General features: G+C 29.1%; 30 protein-coding genes and 1 pseudogene. 2 read left to right on the forward strand and 29 right to left on the reverse strand.

Features of this window, described 5'->3' with window-relative positions; all coding sequences use genetic code 11:
- Positions 1 to 4: 4 nt before the first annotated feature.
- A complete protein-coding gene (locus AMN80_RS03300) occupies positions 5 to 808 on the forward strand; it encodes a pantoate--beta-alanine ligase (RefSeq protein WP_075520565.1) in 804 nt (267 codons plus the stop codon).
- On the opposite strand, the gene mgtE is transcribed toward AMN80_RS03300, so the two are convergent.
- The gene (gene mgtE / locus AMN80_RS03305) at positions 805 to 2184 is read right to left on the reverse strand and encodes a magnesium transporter (RefSeq protein WP_075520566.1); all 1380 of its coding nucleotides are present in this window, start codon (positions 2182 to 2184) and stop codon (positions 805 to 807) included. The two genes, AMN80_RS03300 and mgtE, sit on opposite strands and share 4 nt — an antisense overlap.
- A 63-nt stretch (positions 2185 to 2247) precedes the next feature.
- Between mgtE and lipB the strand changes: the two genes are divergently transcribed.
- Positions 2248 to 2868, forward strand: a complete 621-nt coding sequence (gene lipB, locus AMN80_RS03310; protein WP_075520567.1) for a lipoyl(octanoyl) transferase LipB — start codon at positions 2248 to 2250, stop codon at positions 2866 to 2868.
- Here lipB and AMN80_RS03315 read toward each other — a convergent pair.
- From AMN80_RS03315 to fusA, 28 genes and pseudogenes are all read right to left on the reverse strand, one after another.
- The gene (locus AMN80_RS03315; RefSeq protein WP_075520568.1) at positions 2857 to 3759 is read right to left on the reverse strand and encodes an RluA family pseudouridine synthase; all 903 of its coding nucleotides are present in this window, start codon (positions 3757 to 3759) and stop codon (positions 2857 to 2859) included. The two genes, lipB and AMN80_RS03315, sit on opposite strands and share 12 nt — an antisense overlap.
- Positions 3760 to 3773: 14 nt before the next feature.
- A complete protein-coding gene (gene rplQ, locus AMN80_RS03320; RefSeq protein ID WP_075520569.1) occupies positions 3774 to 4214 on the reverse strand; it encodes a 50S ribosomal protein L17 in 441 nt (146 codons plus the stop codon).
- Positions 4215 to 5228 carry a DNA-directed RNA polymerase subunit alpha gene (locus AMN80_RS03325; RefSeq protein WP_425304129.1) on the reverse strand — a complete coding sequence of 338 codons (1014 nt, stop codon included), beginning with the start codon at positions 5226 to 5228 and terminating at the stop codon, positions 4215 to 4217. It abuts the gene before it with no gap.
- Between the two features lie 14 nt (positions 5229 to 5242).
- Complete coding sequence (gene rpsK / locus AMN80_RS03330) at positions 5243 to 5683, reverse strand: 30S ribosomal protein S11 (RefSeq protein WP_082256550.1); 441 nt, start codon at positions 5681 to 5683, stop codon at positions 5243 to 5245.
- 3 nt (positions 5684 to 5686) lie between these two features.
- Complete coding sequence (gene rpsM, locus AMN80_RS03335; protein ID WP_075520571.1) at positions 5687 to 6070, reverse strand: 30S ribosomal protein S13; 384 nt, start codon at positions 6068 to 6070, stop codon at positions 5687 to 5689.
- A gap of 54 nt (positions 6071 to 6124) precedes the next feature.
- Complete coding sequence (locus AMN80_RS03340; RefSeq protein WP_075520572.1) at positions 6125 to 6688, reverse strand: adenylate kinase; 564 nt, start codon at positions 6686 to 6688, stop codon at positions 6125 to 6127.
- A gap of 2 nt (positions 6689 to 6690) precedes the next feature.
- Positions 6691 to 7971, reverse strand: a complete 1281-nt coding sequence (secY, locus tag AMN80_RS03345; protein WP_075520573.1) for a preprotein translocase subunit SecY — start codon at positions 7969 to 7971, stop codon at positions 6691 to 6693.
- 7 nt (positions 7972 to 7978) lie between these two features.
- Positions 7979 to 8428, reverse strand: coding sequence for a 50S ribosomal protein L15 (gene rplO, locus AMN80_RS03350; RefSeq protein ID WP_075520574.1), 450 nt, complete (start codon positions 8426 to 8428; stop codon positions 7979 to 7981).
- The gene (rpsE, locus tag AMN80_RS05550; RefSeq protein ID WP_075520575.1) at positions 8429 to 8926 is read right to left on the reverse strand and encodes a 30S ribosomal protein S5; all 498 of its coding nucleotides are present in this window, start codon (positions 8924 to 8926) and stop codon (positions 8429 to 8431) included.
- Positions 8927 to 9283 carry a 50S ribosomal protein L18 gene (gene rplR / locus AMN80_RS05555; protein ID WP_075520576.1) on the reverse strand — a complete coding sequence of 119 codons (357 nt, stop codon included), beginning with the start codon at positions 9281 to 9283 and terminating at the stop codon, positions 8927 to 8929.
- Positions 9283 to 9822, reverse strand: coding sequence for a 50S ribosomal protein L6 (gene rplF / locus AMN80_RS03365; protein WP_075520577.1), 540 nt, complete (start codon positions 9820 to 9822; stop codon positions 9283 to 9285). The genes rplR and rplF overlap by 1 nt, the downstream gene beginning before the upstream one ends.
- Complete coding sequence (gene rpsH / locus AMN80_RS03370) at positions 9823 to 10218, reverse strand: 30S ribosomal protein S8 (protein WP_075520578.1); 396 nt, start codon at positions 10216 to 10218, stop codon at positions 9823 to 9825.
- Between the two features lie 12 nt (positions 10219 to 10230).
- A complete protein-coding gene (gene rpsN / locus AMN80_RS03375) occupies positions 10231 to 10536 on the reverse strand; it encodes a 30S ribosomal protein S14 (RefSeq protein WP_075520579.1) in 306 nt (101 codons plus the stop codon).
- Positions 10536 to 11090: a 50S ribosomal protein L5 gene (rplE, locus tag AMN80_RS03380; RefSeq protein ID WP_075520580.1), complete on the reverse strand. Its 555-nt coding sequence runs from the start codon at positions 11088 to 11090 to the stop codon at positions 10536 to 10538. Before rplE ends, rpsN begins: the two co-directional genes overlap by 1 nt.
- Positions 11062 to 11331, reverse strand: coding sequence for a 50S ribosomal protein L24 (gene rplX / locus AMN80_RS03385; RefSeq protein ID WP_075520581.1), 270 nt, complete (start codon positions 11329 to 11331; stop codon positions 11062 to 11064). Before rplX ends, rplE begins: the two co-directional genes overlap by 29 nt.
- Positions 11331 to 11699, reverse strand: coding sequence for a 50S ribosomal protein L14 (gene rplN, locus AMN80_RS03390; RefSeq protein WP_075520582.1), 369 nt, complete (start codon positions 11697 to 11699; stop codon positions 11331 to 11333). The genes rplX and rplN overlap by 1 nt, the downstream gene beginning before the upstream one ends.
- Positions 11696 to 11932, reverse strand: coding sequence for a 30S ribosomal protein S17 (gene rpsQ, locus AMN80_RS03395; RefSeq protein ID WP_075520583.1), 237 nt, complete (start codon positions 11930 to 11932; stop codon positions 11696 to 11698). Before rpsQ ends, rplN begins: the two co-directional genes overlap by 4 nt.
- The gene (gene rpmC / locus AMN80_RS03400) at positions 11925 to 12116 is read right to left on the reverse strand and encodes a 50S ribosomal protein L29 (RefSeq protein WP_075520584.1); all 192 of its coding nucleotides are present in this window, start codon (positions 12114 to 12116) and stop codon (positions 11925 to 11927) included. The genes rpsQ and rpmC overlap by 8 nt, the downstream gene beginning before the upstream one ends.
- Positions 12116 to 12526, reverse strand: a complete 411-nt coding sequence (gene rplP, locus AMN80_RS03405) for a 50S ribosomal protein L16 (RefSeq protein ID WP_075520585.1) — start codon at positions 12524 to 12526, stop codon at positions 12116 to 12118. The genes rpmC and rplP overlap by 1 nt, the downstream gene beginning before the upstream one ends.
- 2 nt (positions 12527 to 12528) lie before the next feature.
- Positions 12529 to 13188 (reverse strand): 30S ribosomal protein S3, encoded by a 660-nt coding sequence (rpsC, locus tag AMN80_RS03410; RefSeq protein WP_075520586.1) that lies wholly within the window; start codon positions 13186 to 13188, stop codon positions 12529 to 12531.
- Positions 13172 to 13570, reverse strand: a complete 399-nt coding sequence (gene rplV, locus AMN80_RS03415; RefSeq protein ID WP_075520587.1) for a 50S ribosomal protein L22 — start codon at positions 13568 to 13570, stop codon at positions 13172 to 13174. Before rplV ends, rpsC begins: the two co-directional genes overlap by 17 nt.
- The gene (gene rpsS / locus AMN80_RS03420) at positions 13571 to 13870 is read right to left on the reverse strand and encodes a 30S ribosomal protein S19 (protein ID WP_075520588.1); all 300 of its coding nucleotides are present in this window, start codon (positions 13868 to 13870) and stop codon (positions 13571 to 13573) included.
- 3 nt (positions 13871 to 13873) lie between these two features.
- The gene (gene rplB, locus AMN80_RS03425) at positions 13874 to 14707 is read right to left on the reverse strand and encodes a 50S ribosomal protein L2 (protein WP_075520589.1); all 834 of its coding nucleotides are present in this window, start codon (positions 14705 to 14707) and stop codon (positions 13874 to 13876) included.
- Positions 14707 to 14999: pseudogene (rplW, locus tag AMN80_RS05725) on the reverse strand (50S ribosomal protein L23). The gene rplB and the pseudogene rplW overlap by 1 nt, the downstream one beginning before the upstream one ends.
- Complete coding sequence (rplD, locus tag AMN80_RS03435; protein ID WP_075520590.1) at positions 15000 to 15623, reverse strand: 50S ribosomal protein L4; 624 nt, start codon at positions 15621 to 15623, stop codon at positions 15000 to 15002. It abuts the pseudogene before it with no gap.
- A complete protein-coding gene (gene rplC / locus AMN80_RS03440) occupies positions 15624 to 16334 on the reverse strand; it encodes a 50S ribosomal protein L3 (protein WP_075520591.1) in 711 nt (236 codons plus the stop codon). It lies immediately after the preceding gene.
- A complete protein-coding gene (gene rpsJ, locus AMN80_RS03445) occupies positions 16334 to 16642 on the reverse strand; it encodes a 30S ribosomal protein S10 (protein WP_075520592.1) in 309 nt (102 codons plus the stop codon). Before rpsJ ends, rplC begins: the two co-directional genes overlap by 1 nt.
- Positions 16643 to 16645: 3 nt before the next feature.
- The gene (gene fusA / locus AMN80_RS03450) at positions 16646 to 18724 is read right to left on the reverse strand and encodes an elongation factor G (RefSeq protein WP_075520593.1); all 2079 of its coding nucleotides are present in this window, start codon (positions 18722 to 18724) and stop codon (positions 16646 to 16648) included.
- Between the last annotated feature and the right edge of the window lie 5 nt (positions 18725 to 18729).

Consider the following 18729-nt stretch of genomic DNA (forward strand, 5'->3'; position numbering starts at 1 on the left):
ATAAATGATTATTTTTAAAAGCATTAATAAACTTAATAAAGAAGTTAATTTTAAGGCAGATATTGGTTTTGTACCAACTATGGGAGCCCTACATGAAGGACACGTGAGTTTGATAAAAAAATCACAAAAAAAATGCAAGAAAACATTGGTGAGTATATTTATTAACCCTGCTCAATTTAATAATAAAAAAGATTATAATAAATATCCAAAAAATATTCAAAATGATCTTAAATTGTTAAATAATCTCAAAGTGGACTATGTTTTAATACCTAGCATTAAAGATGTTTATGGAAATAAAAAAAAAAGGAAGTTTAAAATTAGCAAATCGAATAAAATATTATGTGCAAAATATAGACCAGGTCATTTTGAGGGAGTTTTAAGTGTAATTAATCAATTCATCAAAAAATTGAAAATAAATAAAATATTTTTAGGTGAAAAGGACTATCAGCAATACATACTAATTAGAGAATTTTTAAAAAAAAATTCGAATGTAAAAACCATATTATGCAAAACTATTAGAATGAATAATGGACTTGCTTATTCATCAAGGAACGTATTATTAAATCAAAAATCTATAAAAGAATCCGCTTTGCTTATTTCAAAAGTAAAAAAATTATTCATCCTGTTAAGAAAAAATTTAAATAATAAACTTATAATAAATAATTTTATAAATAAAAATAAACAATTTAATATCGAATATTTAGAATTAAGAAATAAAAATAACTTAAGTAAAAAAATAAATAAAAAAAACGTAAAAATTTTTATAGCTTTCTATATTCAGGGTATAAGGTTAATTGACAACTTTTAATTATAAAAAAAATAAGCGCCTATTCCTAAAAACGAAAGAAAACCAATAACATCTGTAATTGTTGTTACAAAAACACTTGATGCTATTGCAGGGTCTATATTAAATTTCTTAAGTGTAACTGGTATCAAAATTCCAAATAAACCAGCTACAATCATATTTAAGATCATAGAGACAGAAATAATTATAGATAATATATAATCTTTAAACCATAGCTGTACAATTAACGCACTGATAATTGCAAAGATTATTCCATTTAGAACTCCGATATTAAATTCTTTTAAAACAATCTTTAAAAAATTACTGTCTGTTAAGTCGTTCGTAGCAATTCCTCTTATGGTTACAGCTAAAGTTTGCATGCCTGCATTACCACCCATTGAAGCAACTATAGGCATCAAAAAAGCTAGGGCAACCATTTGTTCTATAGTTGCACCAAATTTACTAATTACCCATGTTGCAAGAAAAGCAGTAAATAAATTTAATAATAGCCAATTAAAACGTCTTTGAGTTTTTTTAATAACTCCATCTGTAATCTCTTCATCACCTACCCCTGCCAATCTTAAAGTATCTTCTTCTGCTTCCTCTTTTAAAACAGTTAATATGTCATCACTTGTGATCATCCCTACTAATTTTCCATTTTTATCTATAACAGCTGCTGAATTTAAGTTATAGTTTTCAAATAACCTTCCAACTTCTTCTTTGTCCATTTCTACTGGTATTGTAACTTGCGACTCAAGCATTATATCAATCATTTTTGTTTCTCTTGAAGTTCTCAAAACTTTAGATGAAGGAACAGTTCCGAGTGGTTTAAATTCATTGTCTATAATGTAGATTTCTAAAAATTGATCTGGTAAATCTTTATTTTCTCTAAGATAATCAATTGTTTGACCCACAGACCAGTTGCTAGGAATAGCTGTGAATTCTCTTTGCATAATTCTAGCGGCAGTGTCTTCGGGATAACTTAAACTTTCTAAAAGCACAAATCGGTCTTTAGGAGGAAGAGAAGATAGAATTTGGTTTTTATTTTCTTCTTCTATATTTTCTAGTATTTTAATAGCGTCATCTGACTCTAAATTTTTTAGTATAAAAACAATAGACTCAGAAGACAGCATTTTTACTATCTCGGATTGAATATTTTCATTTAATTCAACGAATATCTCAGGATTGATATTAAAATTGTTTAACTTAATCAAATTTTCACGATCATTCTGATTTAAATGTTCGATAATATCAGCAGCGTCAGCAGGGTGCATTTCCTTAAAGGAATTTGATAGAAAATCGACATCATTATTTTGAATTTTTTCTACAATAACTTTTATATATTCTTTATTAAATTCAAAATTTACTTTTTGATCTTTATTTTTTTTCAAAGTGGACATTTTTTTACTATTTAAAAATTTATTAGAACTATTAATACAAAATACATATAATACAATTTTTAAATGGATATAGAGATCAAAAAATCAATAAAACCGGTATATTATAAAACGGCAATTAATATACTAGAAAAAAGAGTCCATAATTTAGCACTAAAAAATGGAAGAGAACTCATATGGTTTTTAGAACATAAATCAATTTTTACAGCAGGAACAAGTTACAAAGAGAATGATATTATTGAAAAATCAATAAAAATTTTTAAAACAAATAGAGGTGGAAAGATTACATGGCATGGTCCAGGTCAAATAATTTGTTATTTGGTTATTGATTTAAATAAAAGAAAAAAAGATATTAGAAGATTTATATCAGCAATAGAAAAAAGTATTATCAATACATTAGAGGAATTAGATATGAAATCTTTTAATGACAGAAAAAATATTGGAATATGGATAAATCATAATAATCAAATTAAAAAGATTGCAGCAATAGGAATTAGAGTAAAAAAATGGATCGCTTTTCACGGATTTTCTATAAATTATTCGAACAGTTTAGAAGAATATAAAAAAATTGTTCCGTGCGGAATAAGAGATAAAGGTATTATAAATATAATTAATATCAAAAAAGTAAATAAAGAAAAAATTTTGAATAAATTAAAAAAGAATCTATTAATTAATTTAGATTATTAATCTTTTTTTATTTAAATAATTATTAAAATAATCAGGAAGTTTGGCTTGAAAATTAAATTTCTTGTTATTTATTAAAAATTTTATCTTGTAAGAATGAAGCATTAATTTTTTTTGATCTTTATTTTTAGATTTAATATTATTATATTTAACATCTCCGACTATAGGATTACCCATAAACGAAAGTTGTTTTCTTAGTTGATGTTTTCTGCCAGTAACTGGTTTTAGTTCAAGGAAACTAAAAAAATTGTTAGAACTAATTACATTATAATTGGTAATCGCTAGTTCTGAAATTTTTTTTTCTTTTTCATATTTAATCAAATTACCTCTTATTTCACCTTTTTTATTTTTAAATATTCCATGACAAATAGCTAAATATGTTTTATGAACTTTTCTTAATCTAAATAATGAAGTTAATAATTTTGCACTATTATAATTTTTAGCTATAATCATAACACCTGAGGTTTCCTTGTCTAACCGATGAACTGAATAAGGTTTAGTATCTTTAAATAAATTACTATTAGAAAAAATGTCTATTAAATTATTTCTAGATTTTGTGCCACCTTGTACGGAAACACCAGCCTTTTTATTTATTACTATAAATTCATCATTATCCTCAATTAATGATTTTTCATTTTCATCTAAATTTTTTTTGGAAGGTGTATATTTGATAGATTTTACTTTTTTGAATTCATAATTGAAATTATAAAAACTTACTTCATCTCCTATTTTTAGTTTATATGAAGAGTTTGTTTTTTTTTTATTTAATTTGATTTTTCCTTTTCTAATTGATTTTTCTAGCAATGATTGAGGGTATTTACCTATATTATTTTTAATCCACCTATCTAATCGCATAGTAGCATGAATTGGTTTTATTTTATAAGACCTATTCATTTATCTTGAGTTGATTATGCTGGTATTTGTTTTTTGTTTTTATCTTCTGTTTTGGGGTCTTCTTTTTTTTTCTTTTTAAATTTTCTTTTAGCCTCAATATCTCTATCTACAAATTCTATGACTGCCATAGGTGAATTATCTCCATATCTATAACCAGCTTTAACTATTCTAGTATAACCACCAGCTCTTTTCTCATATCTTTTTGATAGGGTATTTAAGATTTTATTAGCGTTTGTTTTGTCTTGTAATTTAGAAATTAAAACTCTGGTGTTAGTCAAGTTTTTTTTTTTTCCTAAAGTTATTAGCTTTTCTGCTTGTGGTTTTATAAGCTTTGCTTTTGGTAAAGTTGTAATTATTTGCTCGTATTTGATTAGTGAATTAAGCATGTTTTTTATTAAGGCTTTTCGATGCTCAGATGTTCTGTTAAGCTTTTTATACCCTAGTTTGTGTCTCATTTAGATGCTTTCTTCCAATTTTTTAGATAATTCGGCTATGTTTTCAGGTGGCCAATTAGGTATTTCCATACCAAGATATAGTGACATTCCATTAAGAATTTCTTTAATCTCATTCAATGACTTTCTTCCAAAGTTAGGTGTTCTTAACATTTCGCCCTCAGATTTTTGCACTAAATCGCCAATATAAATTATATTGTCATTCTTTAAACAGTTCATAGATCTTACTGAAAGTTCAAGTTCGTCAACTTTTCTAAGAAGATTTCTATTAAATTCTGGTTCTTTAGGAGACTCTGTAATTGCAACCTCTTGAGGCTCATCAAAATTAATAAACATTGAAAGTTGATCTTGAAAAATTCTTGCAGAATAAGCTAAAGCATCCTCAGCTGAAATCGAACCGTTTGTTTCTACTTCCATGATAAGTTTATCATAATCAAGTGCCTTACCTTCTCTAGCAGTACTTACTGAATATGAGACTTTTTTAACTGGGCTAAACAAAGAGTCGATTGGTATTAATCCAAGAGGTGGTTCTTCTGGTTTATTTAAGTCTGCGGATACGTACCCTTTTCCATTTCCAACAGTCATCTCCATATGGAAATTGGTATTTTCATCTAAATTACAAATTACAAGATCAGGGTTTAATATTTCGATTTCATTTATCGGTGTTATGTTTGATGCTTTAATTACACCTGGACCTTTTGCATCTAAGATTAATTTTTTTGTTCCCTCTGAATTACCTTTTAAAGCTAAAGATTTAACGTTTAAAACTATATCTGTGACGTCTTCTCTAACACCTTTAATTGAGGTGAATTCATGTAAAACACCATCAATTTGAATTGAGGTAACAGCTGTACCTCTTATCGATGATAATAATATTCTTCTTAACGAATTTCCTAATGTTAAACCATATCCCTTTTCTAAAGGTTCAGCTGTTATTTTTGCATATGTTTTATCTTCGCTTAAATTAACATCAAGCTTACTAGGTTTTATTAATGATTTCCAATTTTTTGGGTTTATTTCAGCGTTTTCCATTAAACTCTCCTTTTTTTTGGTGGTCTTGTTCCATTATGAGGCATTGGTGTAGTATCTTTTATTGATAATATTTTAAATCCTCTTGATTGTAATGCTCTAAGAGCTGTTTCTCTACCAGAACCCGGACCTTTTATCTCCACTATTAATGTTTTCATACCATATTCTAAAGCTTTTGTTGCAGCAGAGTCTGCCGCAATTTGAGCAGCATAAGGTGTTGATTTTCTTGATCCTTTAAATCCTTTTTGGCCTGCGGATGACCACGAAATAACGTTACCTTCGCTATCAGCAATTGAAACAATTGTATTATTAAATGTTGATTGTACGTACGCTATGCCATTAGGTATATTTTTTTTAACCTTTTTTTTTTTTGAGTAAGAGCTTTTTTTTGCTACTTTCTTGTCTTTAATCTCGTTTTTATTATCAACTTCTTTTTTTGACATAAATTATTTTTTTAATGGTGTTAACTTTTTCCCTGCAATAGCTATTGCTTTTCCTTTTCTTGTTCGTGCATTACATCTTGTTCTTTGACCACGGACAGGTAATTTTTTTTTATGCCTAGAACCTCTATAGCATGCCAAATCAATTAACCTTTTAATACTCATTGAGTAATCTCTTCGTAAATCACCCTCTACAGAAAAATGTTTATCTATATATTCTCTTATTTTTAATATTTGATCATCAGTTAGTTGATTAACACGAGTTGGTTTTGCAATATCCAAATCTTTACAAATTTGTTTTGAAAATTTATCCCCAATACCATAAATATAAGTAAGTCCTACCTGGACGATTTTGTTTTGCGGAATATTTACACCTGCGATACGAGCCATAATTATGAGATAAAATCTAGCCTTTTATATAAGAAGTTAATTTAATGTCAACTTTTAAACCTCTAAAAAACTGTTGATTTTATTGGTAATTTCAGTGATTTTTAACCCACCATCAATTTCATTAAAATTAGGTTTGATTGAGTAATAATCTAAAACAGGTTTTGTGGTCTCCATATAAGTGTCATATCTTTTAATAAATGTTTCTAGATTGTCATCAGATCTTTTTTCTATAATTTTTCTTTTTTTAATTCTTTCAATGATAATGTTTTTATTTACATTAAGAAAAAAAATAAAATCTATTTTTTGATCTGAGTCTGTTAACCATGAGTTTAAATTTTTTGCTTGTTCTAATGTCCTAGGATAACCATCAAAAATAAGTTTATTTTTTTTTTGTTTATCAAATATAATTTTTTTTATAAGTTTATTGATAATTTCATCATCAACGAATTTACCATCGTTCATACAACTAATTATTTTTTTTCCAATTTCAGTTTCTTTTTTTATTTCGTCGCGCAATATATCACCTGTAGAAACTTGGTAATTATTCAATTTATTTTTTAAATATTTAGCTTGAGTTCCTTTACCAGCGCCTGGTGGCCCAAATAAAATTATATTCACTTTTATCTTCCAAATTTTGTTTTTTTAATTAATTGTTCGTATTGAGCACTCATTAATCTTGTTTGTATTTGAGTAACTGTGTCTATAGCTACGACTACAACAATTAGTATAGATGCACCTCCTAAATAAAAAGGAATGGGATACCTTGAGATTAAAAATTCAGGCATTAAGCAAACTAAAGTTAAATACAAAGCTCCAATGGTCGTTAATCTTGTTAAAATTTGTTCTATGTAAATAGCTGTACTTTCTCCTGGTCTTATGCCTGGTATAAATCCTCCATACTTTCTTAAGTTCTCAGCAGTTTCAACTGGGTTAAAAGTTATTGATGTATAAAAAAAAGTAAAAAAAATAATTCCGGTAGCGTATAATAGCATATATAGTGGTTGACCTTGGGTAAAATAAGACGCAATTGAAGTTACAGTATCATTAGTTGAAAAATTGAAATTCGATAAAGTTACGGGTAAAAGTAATAAAGCTGAAGCAAAAATTGCTGGTATAACTCCAGCAGTATTAATTTTTAGTGGTAGATGTGAAGACTCACCACCATACATCTTATTGCCCATTTGTCTTTTAGGGTAATTTATCAAAATTTTTCTTAAAGCTCTTTCCATAAAAACTACGAACATGATAGTGCATATTAATAATATAAATATTAAAATTATCATTACAGTTGAAATTGCTCCTGTTCTACCTAATTCAAATGTAGTAACCAATGCTCTAGGTATTTCTGCTACTATGCCAGAAAAAATAATTAAAGAAATTCCGTTACCAATACCTCTTTGGGTAATCTGTTCACCTAACCACATTAAGAAAACAGTTCCAGCAACAATTGTTGTAACTGTAGAAATTTTAAAAAATATTCCGGGATTAATTACTAAACCTTGTGATGCCTCAAGACCTACAGAAAGACCGTATCCTTGAATAGTTGCAAGTAGAACGGTTCCATATCTAGTTATTTGGGTAATTTTTTTTCTTCCAATCTCGCCTTGGCTTTTTAGATTTTTAAAATAATCAGAAACTCCTGTTAATAACTGAACTATTATAGCTGAAGAAATGTAAGGCATAATGCCGAGAGCAAAAATAGCCATCCGACTTACTGCACCACCTGCAAAAACATTAAACATTCCTAAAAGCCCTTTTTGATTACCCTCCATCATTATTTTTAGCTGATCAGGATCAATACCTGGTAAAGGGACAAAAGTTCCAAACCTATAAATCGCAAGAATGAATATAGTAAAAATTATACGATTTTTTAAATCTCCAGATTGGGCAATAGAGCTCATTTTAAAGTTATTTATTAATAATTTTTATACTTGAACCTGATTGTTCTAACTTGGTTTTTGCTGAGTCTGATAAGAAATTAACTTCAATATTCAATTTTTCTTTGATCTCCCCTTTGCCAAGTACTTTAAGTTTTTTATATCTCTTTTTAATTATATTTAGTTTCTTTAAAAGAGCCAAATCAATCCTGTCACTTGTTTTTATTTTTTTTTGTTCTATAAAATATTGAATTTTAGCAAGATTTAGAGCACCTATATCTTTAACTCTTATTGTGTTAAAGCCTCTTTTAGGTAGTCTTCTATATAATGGCATTTGACCACCTTCAAAACTTTTAATGGCAACACCAGACCTGGATTTTTGACCTTTTATACCCCTTCCTGAAGTTTTTCCTCTTCCCGATCCTATACCTCTTCCAACTCTTATTTTTTTTTGTTTAATTTTTTTTAAGTTGTTAAGCATCTAACCTCTTTTTTCGATTATTTCAGCAATTTTTTTATTTCTAATAATAGATATTTGTTTTGGTGAATTTTGTTTTTTTAATGCCTTTAAGCAAGCTCTTATAACATTATGTGGGTTTGCAGTGCCTAACGATTTTACGACAATGTCTCTAATACCTAATACCTCACAAACTGCTCTTACTGGACCTCCAGCAATTATTCCTGTTCCCTTTGGAGCAGCTCTCATTTTAATTTTTCCTGCACCATCTTTGCCAAATACATCGTGATGTATTGTCCTACCCTCTCTTAAAGGTATCTGAAATAAATTTCTTCTTGCTAATTCATTTGCTTTTTTTATAGCGTCAGGCACTTGTTTTGCTTTAGCATGAGCAATCCCAATTTTACCATTTTGATTTCCAACAACAACTAGAGCTGAAAAACCAAATCTTCTCCCACCTTTAACTACTTTAGTTATTCTATTAACATGAACTAGTTTTTCTATAAAATCATCATTTTTCATCTAAAATTCCATTCCATTTTTTCTTAAAGTTTCAGCAAATTCTTTTACTCGACCATGATATTTGAATTTACCTCTATCAAAATAGATTTTCTTAATATTTTTATCTAAGGCTTTTTTTGCCAATTTTTCAGCAACAATTTTAGAAAGTGATATTTTGTTTGTTTTAGGTAATGCTTTAACATCTTTCTCAATAGAAGAGGCTGATAATAATGTTTTATTGTTTACATCATCAATAATTTGAGCAGAAAAATTTTTTAAACTTCTTGATACACTTAATCGATATCTATCTTTAGTTGCATTTTTTTTAAGTTTATTTCTAATTCTAAATTTTTTTCTTTGAATAGTATCTAGTTTCATTATTTCTTTTTTCCCTCTTTTTTCAAAACATACTGACCTTTTTCCCTTATACCCTTGCCCTTGTACGGTTCAGGAGGTCTAAATGATTTTATTTTTGATGCAACCATTCCTACTTTTTGCTTATTTATCCCAGTAATCTTAATTGTTGTTTGCTTTTCTACACCAATTTTTATTTCATTTGGTATATCAAAGTTAATGTCATGGCTGAATCCTAGCTGAAGGTTTAATTGATTTCCTTTTAATGCTGCTCTGTATCCTACGCCTGACAATTCAAGCACTTTTTCAAATCCTACACTCGAACCTATTATTGCATTATTTAGCAAACTTCTGTTCATTCCCCAAAGTCTTTTAGTAGTTTCATCTATTTTTTTTGGTTTTAAAGAAATATCTTTTCCATCATTTACTTTTAAATCGAACAAGTCTAAGTTAATCTTAATAGATTGTTTACCTAAAGGTCCCTCAATGTTAACTTCTGATCCAGAAAGTATCACCTTTACTTTATCTGGTATTGATATATTTATTTTTCCTATTTTTGACATTTAAAAAACCTTACAAATAACCTCTCCACCCACTTTTTGCTTTCTTGCTTCTAAGTCGGTCATAACACCCTTGGGCGTTGAAACAATAGCAATGCCCAGGCCATTGTTTATTTTCGGTAAACTCTCAGCACTAGAAAATATTCTTCTACCAGGTCTTGAAACCCTTTCGATAACCGATATGACTGGTGATCCTGAGTTATATTTCAAATCTATTATTAAAATATTTTTATTGTCATTATTATCTACATTAAAGTTATTTATATAACCTTCGTTCTTTAAAACATCAGCAATTTTAGTTTTAAAAATTGATGAAGGCATCTCCACTTTTTTATGATTTCTCATTTGAGAATTCTTTATTCTAGCTAACATATCTCCGATTGGATCACTTAAACTCATAATATTTCCTTTCTACCAACTTGATTTTACCATTCCAGGAATTTTTCCTTGAAGTCCCAACTGTCTTAAGGCAATTCTGGAAATTTTTAGTTTTCTATAAACACCATGAGGTCTACCAGTAATTTGGCACCTATTTCTTACTCTATTTTTTGCTGAGTTTCTTGGTAATTTAGACAATTTTTGTTGCGCTTTAAATCTCTCCTCTAAAGAAAGTTTTTTATTCATTATTATTTTTTTTAACTTTGTTCTTTTCTTAAAAAACTTTTCTGAAAGTTTAATCCTTCTATTATTTTTATTTATTGAACTTAGTTTCGCCATCAATTACTCCTTTCAGATTTAAATGGAAAATTAAATTTTTTTAATAATTCTAAACTGTGCTCTTTTGAAATAGATCTGATAACAATCGTGATATCTAATCCTCTGATTTTATCTACTTTATCAAAATTTACTTCAGGAAAAATAATATGTTCCTTAACACCAAATGTGTAATTACCAAATTTATCAAAACCTTCGGTTGATAAACCTCTAAAATCTTTAATTCTAGGTAACGCAATATTTACTAATCTATCAATGAACTCATACATTTTATTTTTTCTTAATGTTACTTTTAAACCAGCCTTAGTAGCTTTTCTGGTTTTAAAATTTGAGATTGATTTTTTGAATTTTGTTGTAACAGGTTTTTGTCCAGTTATTTTTGACAAATCTTCCTCACATGATTTCATGATCTTGTTATCATTGCCATCTATTCCTAGACCCATGTTAATAACTATCTTATTTAACTCAGGCGACATATTTAAATTCTTAAAACCATACTTTTCCTTTAGTGAAGTTTTAATTTCTTTTTTATAAAGTTCTTTTAATCTTGGTATCATTTTTGTTTATTTGATTCTTTTTTTTTTCATTTTTTAAAATAGAGATGTTAGAAATATGTATAAAGTTTTCTTTTTCAAATATGCCACCTTTTTTATCCTTCGTTGTCTTTACGTGTTTTTTAATCATATTTGCTCCTTTAATTTTCACACGATTATTATTTCTATCAACTTCTATAATTTCACCTGTTTTGTTTTTATCTTTGCCAGTTAATATTTTTACGTTTATTCCTTTTGTGATCACTATATTACCTCCGGAGCTAGTGATATAATTTTCATTTGACCTCTTCCACGTAACTCTCTTGTTACTGGGCCAAAAATTCTTGTGCCTATTGGCTCGCCTTTGTCGTCAGTCAAAACTGCAGCATTATTATCAAATTTTACTTTTGAACCGTCATCCCGATGAATTCCTTTTTTTACTCTTACTACAACAGCTTTATGAACAGATCCTTTTTTAACTTTGCCTTTTGGTATTGCCTCTTTAACAGCAACAACAATAGTATCACCTATACTGGCATATCTTCTTTTTGATCCACCTAGAACTTTGATGCACTCAATTCTTTTTGCACCAGTGTTATCAGCAACACCTAACTCGGTTTGTACTTGAATCATCTTTTGTCCTCCATAACTTGAAATTTTTTAGTTTTTGAATAAGGTTTGCATTCAATAATTTTAACTTTATCTCCATTTTTAAATATATTTTTTTCATCATGAGCACTAAATTTTTTTCTTACTTTTATTACTTTTTTAAATAAAGGATGTTGATATTTTCTTTCAACTAAAACTGTGACTGTTTTATTTGGTTTATCACTTACCACTATTCCACTTAGAATTTTTTTAGGCATTTTTTTTCCTATCTATAAATGTTAACAATTTAGCAATTGTTTTCTTAGTTGAGTTAAATTTAGAAGTATTAGTTAATTGACCATTGGTTTTTTGAAATCTTAAATTAAATAGATCCTTTTTATTTTTCTCAAGATCTTTTTTTGCTTTATCTAATGTTAATTTCTTAAATTCACTTTTTTTCATTATGCAAACCTCCTAATAAATTTTGTTTTAATAGGTAATTTTGCTGAAGCTTTATAAAGTGCCTCTTTTGCAATTTGTTCTGATACACCATCTACTTCAAATAAAATTCTACCAGGCTTAACTCTACAAGCCCAAAATTCAGGTGATCCTTTGCCTTTTCCCATTCTAACTTCTGTAGGTTTTTTTGAAACTGGTATATTTGGAAATACTCTTGTCCAAACTCTACCTTGTCTTTTCATATGTCTTGTTAAAGCAACTCTGGCTGCTTCAATTTGTTTTGATATAACTCTATCAGGTTGTAATGCTTTTAAACCAAAAGAACCATAATTCATTATATTGCATCTTGAAGCATTACCGTGAATTCTGCCTTTATGAGCTTTTCTAAATTTTGTTCTGGTTGGCTGTAACATAATTATTTTTTATTTGTCTCCTGATTGAATTCTCTTGAAAAAATTTCTCCTTTGTAGATCCATACTTTTATTCCTATTATGCCATAAGTTGTCAATGCTTCGGATTCTGCATAATCAATATCTGCTCTAAGTGTGTGTGAGGGTATACTTCCTTCTCTTAGCCATTCGGTTCTCGCAATTTCATTTCCTCCCAATCTTCCACTAACAGAAACTTTTATACCTTTAGCACCTAATCTTAATGCAGACTGCATAGCTCTTTTCATTGCTCTTCTATATGATATTCTTTTAACTAATTGTTGGGCAATATTTTCTGCAACAAGAAAACCATTCGTCTCAGGTTTTTTAACTTCTTTAATATTTAAATTTACTTCATTTGTTGTTAAAGCTGAAAGTTTATTTTTAATTTTTTCTATATCGCTACCCTTTTTGCCAATTACGAAACCAGGTCTTGATGTATAAATAGTTACAAAGCATTTTTTTGATGTTCTTTCTATCATAACTTTAGATACACCAGAATTAATGACGTTTTTTTTTATATATTCTCTAATTTTAAAATCTTCTATTAAGAATTTACCAAAATCTTTTTTTTTAGCATACCAAACAGAGTCCCAACCTCTGTTAACGCCAAGTCTATATCCTACAGGATTAACCTTTTGTCCCATGTTTATCCTTCTGATCTTTTGTTGATTCTGATAATATTATAGTTAAATTCGAATAAGGTTTCATTATTGGAGAAGCTCTGCCTTTTGCTCTTGGTCTAAATCTTTTCATTACAACCTGTTTTCCACAATAAGCCTCTTTAATAATCAATTTATCTATATCATATTGAAAATTATTTTCTGCATTAGCAATAGCAGATGAAAGAGTTTTTTTTACTTCACCACATATTCTTTTATTTGAAAACTCTAAGTCTCTAAGTGCAAAGTCGACTTTTTTGCCAACTAATGATTTTAAAATTGGTTTTAATTTTCTTGTGCTCGATCTAACATTTTTGTTAACTGATCTAACTAAATTAATTCCATTATTTTTGTTTGCTTTATCCATCTATTTTTTTTCCTTACTTTCATCCTCTTTAGCTTTTTTATCTGCTGGAGTATGGCCAAAAAATTGTCTTGTAGGAGCAAACTCTCCAAATTTATGGCCAACCATGTCCTCAGAAATTGTTAATGGTATAAATTTTTTTCCATTATATATCAAAAAACTCAACCCAATAAAATCAGGAATAATTGTAGACTTTCTTGACCAGGTTTTTATTGGCTTTTTATTAGTGTCATTTTTTTGTTTCTCAACCTTTTTAATCAAGCTTTCTTCAACAAATGGACCTTTCCAAACTGACCTTGCCATAAATTATCCCTTCTTCGTTTTCCTTCTTCTAATTATATATTTATCTGTTCTTTTATTGTCTCTTGTCTTTAAACCCTTAGCTGATTGACCTGTTCGTGACACTGGATGTCTTCCACCAGCAGATTTACCCTCACCACCGCCATGAGGATGATCAACTGGGTTCATGACTACACCTCTGGTGTGAGGTCTTCTTCCAAGCCATCTTGATCTTCCAGCTTTACCTATTTTAATATTTTTTTGATCAGGGTTTGAGAGAACTCCAATTGTAGCTAACGATCTAGAGTCAATTCTTCTTACTTCACCTGAGGCCATTTTAATAATAGAATAATTTCCATCTGTTCCTGAAATTGAAACCGAGGTACCAGCTGATCTTGCAATTTTTCCACCTCCGCCTGGATTAATCTCTACATTGTGAATATTTATTCCAACAGGTATTTCAGATAATGGCAAGCAGTTTCCAACTTTTATCTCTGAGTCACCACCATTTGATACCTTGTCTCCAATCTTTATTCCTTGCGGTGCCAAATAATAATATTTTTCACCATCTTCAAATTTTACTAACATAATATGACATGATCTGTTAGGATCATATTCAACTCTTTCAACTTCCGCCATCAATCCTTTTTTTTTTCTATAAAAATCTATTAATCTATATTTTTGTTTATGACCACCACCTATATTCCTTGCTGTAATCCTTCCTTGATTATTTCTTCCACTTGATGAGTATTTAACAGATGTAAGAGGTTTGTAAGGTTTGCCTTTCCAAACTTTATTTCTGTCAACAAGAATTGTACCTCTTGAAGATTTTGTATATGGTTTAAATGTTTTTAAGCTCATTAAATACCTGTTGTTAAATCAATACTTTGACCTTTTTTAAGAGTGATAATCGCCTTTTTGTAACCTTTGACTTTGACTTTTCTCCCTCTCGTAAATTTAGTTCTGTTTCTTTTATTAATAATATTTATTTTTGTAATGTTAACTTTAAAAATTTTTTCTATATTTTTTTTAAATTTTTTTTATTAGCAGAGTCAATTACTTTAAACACAATTTTATTTAGAGATGATAAATTAGTAGACTTTTCAGTAATAACTGGACCAACTATTGAGTCATATAAATTAATTTTAGTCATTTAGTTATACCTTTTTTCTAATTCTTTTAATGATGTTTCGGTAAAAATAATTTTTTTGTACTTAACTATATCAAATGCACTGAAATGATTTATATCAGTACACTTTACATTTGGAATATTTCTAACAGCTTTATCAATGTTATTTTTTGAGGACTTGTCTAAAATAAGAATACTATTTATAGCGTGGAATTTTTTTAAAATTAAATTCATTTCTTTTGTTTTTTTAATTACTTTTGAGAAATCATTAAATATTATTAAGTCATTTAATTTATGTTTTTTTGTCAATATTGAAGCGATACTTAATCTCTTTTCATTTTTATTTAACTTTCTTTTCTTATATTTTGTTTCACCTTTTGGACCATGAGCAACACCTCCACCAACAAATATTGGGGCTTTTCTACTTGCATGTCTAGCGTTACCTGTACCTTTTTGAGCATATATTTTAGATGTGGATCCAATAATCTCATTTTTTTGTTTTGTTTTAGATTTTCTACCTTTGTAATTTGCATTTGTTTTATAAATCACTTTACTTATTAACTTTTCATTAACTTTAGATGAGAAGATTTTATCCATAACTTCAATTGATGTTTTTTTTCCGTCTAAACTAATTTTGTCTAACTTCATTTATTTTTTCTTTTTTTCTGGTATTTTTTTTAATTTCTCAATTTTCTCAATTTTTTCACTCATTGTAAGTTTTCTTACATTTTTAACAGACTCTTTTACTACAACCTGGGTATTTTTTGAGCCAGGTATTGACCCTTTTAAAAATAATAAATTATTTTCAGGATCAGATTTAATTATTTCAATATTTTGCATTGTTCTAATTTTATCACCCATATGTCCCGCCATTTTCTTGTTTTTAAATACTTTTCCTGGATCTTGGTTTTGACCTGTTGATCCGTGTGCTCTATGCGATATTGAAACTCCGTGGGATGCTCTTAATCCCGCAAAATTGTGTCTTTTCATAGCTCCTGCAAAGCCTTTTCCAATTGTTTTTGATTTAATGTCTACAAATTTTGTATCTTTAAATATTTCTATACCTATTTCATTTCCCTCTTTAAAATTTTCTAAACTTTTAACTCTAAATTCCTTTAATACTTTTTTTGGCTCAGTATTTTTTTTTGCAAAATATCCCTTCATTTGTTTCGATAGTTTTGAATTTTTAATTTTTCCAAAACCTATTTGAACAGCATTGTATCCATTTTTTTCCTTTGATAGTAATTGTATCACTCTACCTGTATCAAATTTGATTACAGTTACAGGGACAGATTGCCCAGTTTTGTAAAATTCTCTAGTCATTCCAATTTTTTTTCCAATTAAGCCTATTTCAGTCATTAAATTTTAATCTCCACATCTACACCTGAGGCTAAATCTAATTTCATTAATGCCTCTACAGTTTGTGGTGTTGGTTCAATAATATCTATTAATCTTTTATGAGTTCTTGTTTCAAATTGTTCCCTACTTTTTTTGTCAATATGAGGGGATTTCAAAACGGTATATCTTTCGATTTTAGTTGGTAAGGGTATTGGGCCTTTAATATTAGCACCGGTTCTTTTAACAGTATTTACTATTTCCTCGGTTGACTGATCTAAAACCTTATTATCATATGCCCTTAACTTAATTCTAATATTTTGTTTTTCCATTTATTAAGATCCTGTTTTTTTTGTCACTTCATCTTGAACATTTTGAGGAACTTTATCATAATGGTCAAAGAACATTGAATATTGAGCTCTACCTTGTGACATTGATCGTAGAGCGTTTATGTAGCCAAACATATTAGCTAAAGGTACCATTGCGGTAATAACTGTTGCATTACCTCTTTGCTCTTGAGTATTTATTTGACCTCTTCTACTGTTTAAGTCTCCTATGACATCTCCCATGTAGTCCTCTGGAGTTACTACTTCTACTCTCATAATGGGCTCTAATAGTTTTAATGTTGCTCTATTACATGCTTCTTTAAAACATTGTCTTGAAGCTAGTTCAAAGGCCAGAACACTTGAGTCAACGTCATGATGCAATCCATCTAAGATGGTCACTTTATAATCAATTATTGGAAAGCCTGCTAAAATACCAGAGTCTGAAACACTTTCTATTCCTTTTTCAACACCTGGAATAAATTCTTTTGGAATTGCTCCACCTTTAATTTTGCTTTCAACTTCTCTACCTTTTCCGGGCTCCAAAGGTTCAACAGATAATTTCACCCTAGCAAATTGACCTGCTCCACCACTTTGTTTTTTATGTGTATAATCAAACTCTGAATTTTTTAAAATTGTTTCTCTATATGCTACTTGAGGTGCACCAATATTTGCTTCAACTTTGAATTCTCTTTTCATTCTGTCAACTATAATATCTAAATGAAGTTCGCCCATACCTTTAATTATTGTTTGTCCTGACTCCTCATCTGATGTAACTCTAAATGATGGATCTTCTTTAGCTAGTCTTCCTAAGGCTTCACCCATTTTTTCTTGGTCACCTTTAGTTTTGGGCTCTACAGCAATTTCAATTACTGGATCTGGAAACTCCATTGGCTCAAGTAAAACTGGACTGTCCTCATCAGCTAATGTGTGTCCTGTTATAGTATATTTTAATCCTGCTAAAGCAACGATATCGCCAGCATTAGCTTCTTTTATGTCCTCTCTAGAGTTCGCATGCATCAACAACATTCTACCAACCCTTTCTTCTTTGTCCTTAGAGGTATTATAAATTCCAGTCCCAGATTTTACTGTTCCAGAATAAATTCTTATAAATGTTAAAGAACCTACAAAAGGATCATTTGCAACTTTAAATGCTAATGCAGAAAAAGGCGCATTATCCTCAAATTTCATTTCTACAATATCCTCGGAATTTGGTTTAGTTCCATTAATCGAACCTATGTCAACTGGGCTTGGTAAGTAATCTACTACAGCATCTAATAGAGGTTGGACACCCTTATTTTTAAAGGCTGATCCAGTCAAAACAGGGACAAAATTAAAACTTAAGCATCCTTTTCTTATACATTTTTTTAAATCTTCTGATTTTATCTCTTCTCCATTCAAATAACTTTCCATTAACTTTTCGTCTTGTTCAACTGCTGTTTCTACTAATTCTTGTCTATATTTATCCGTGATTTCTTTTAAATCTGAAGGTATATCTTTTTCCTCCCAAGCAGCTCCTAAATCTTCGTTTTTCCATACGATTGCTTTCATTTTTACAAGGTCAACTACTCCTTGCAGTGAGGCCTCAATACCAATAGGAATTTGCATTACCAAAGGTTTTGCACCAAGTCTATCTTTAATCATATCTACACATCTAAAAAAATCTGCACCAGTTCTATCAAGTTTATTGACAAAACATATTCTTGGTACTTTATATTTATCTGCTTGTCTCCATACTGTTTCTGATTGAGGCTCAACACCTGCAACTCCATCAAAAACAGCAACTGCTCCATCGAGTACCTTTAAAGATCTCTCAACTTCAATTGTAAAATCCACGTGACCAGGTGTGTCGATGATATTAATTCTATGATCTTTCCAAAAACAAGTAGTTGCTGCTGAAGTTATAGTAATACCTCTTTCTTGCTCTTGTTCCATCCAATCCATGGTAGCAGCACCGTCATGTACCTCACCAATTTTATGACTTTTTCCAGTATAGTATAAAATTCTTTCAGTAGTTGTTGTTTTTCCAGCATCGATATGTGCCATAATACCAATGTTTCTATATTTATCTAATTTGTGTGTTCGTGTCATTTAAT

This window comes from Candidatus Pelagibacter communis (assembly GCF_001179985.1).
Taxonomy (GTDB): domain Bacteria; phylum Pseudomonadota; class Alphaproteobacteria; order Pelagibacterales; family Pelagibacteraceae; genus Pelagibacter; species Pelagibacter ubique_J.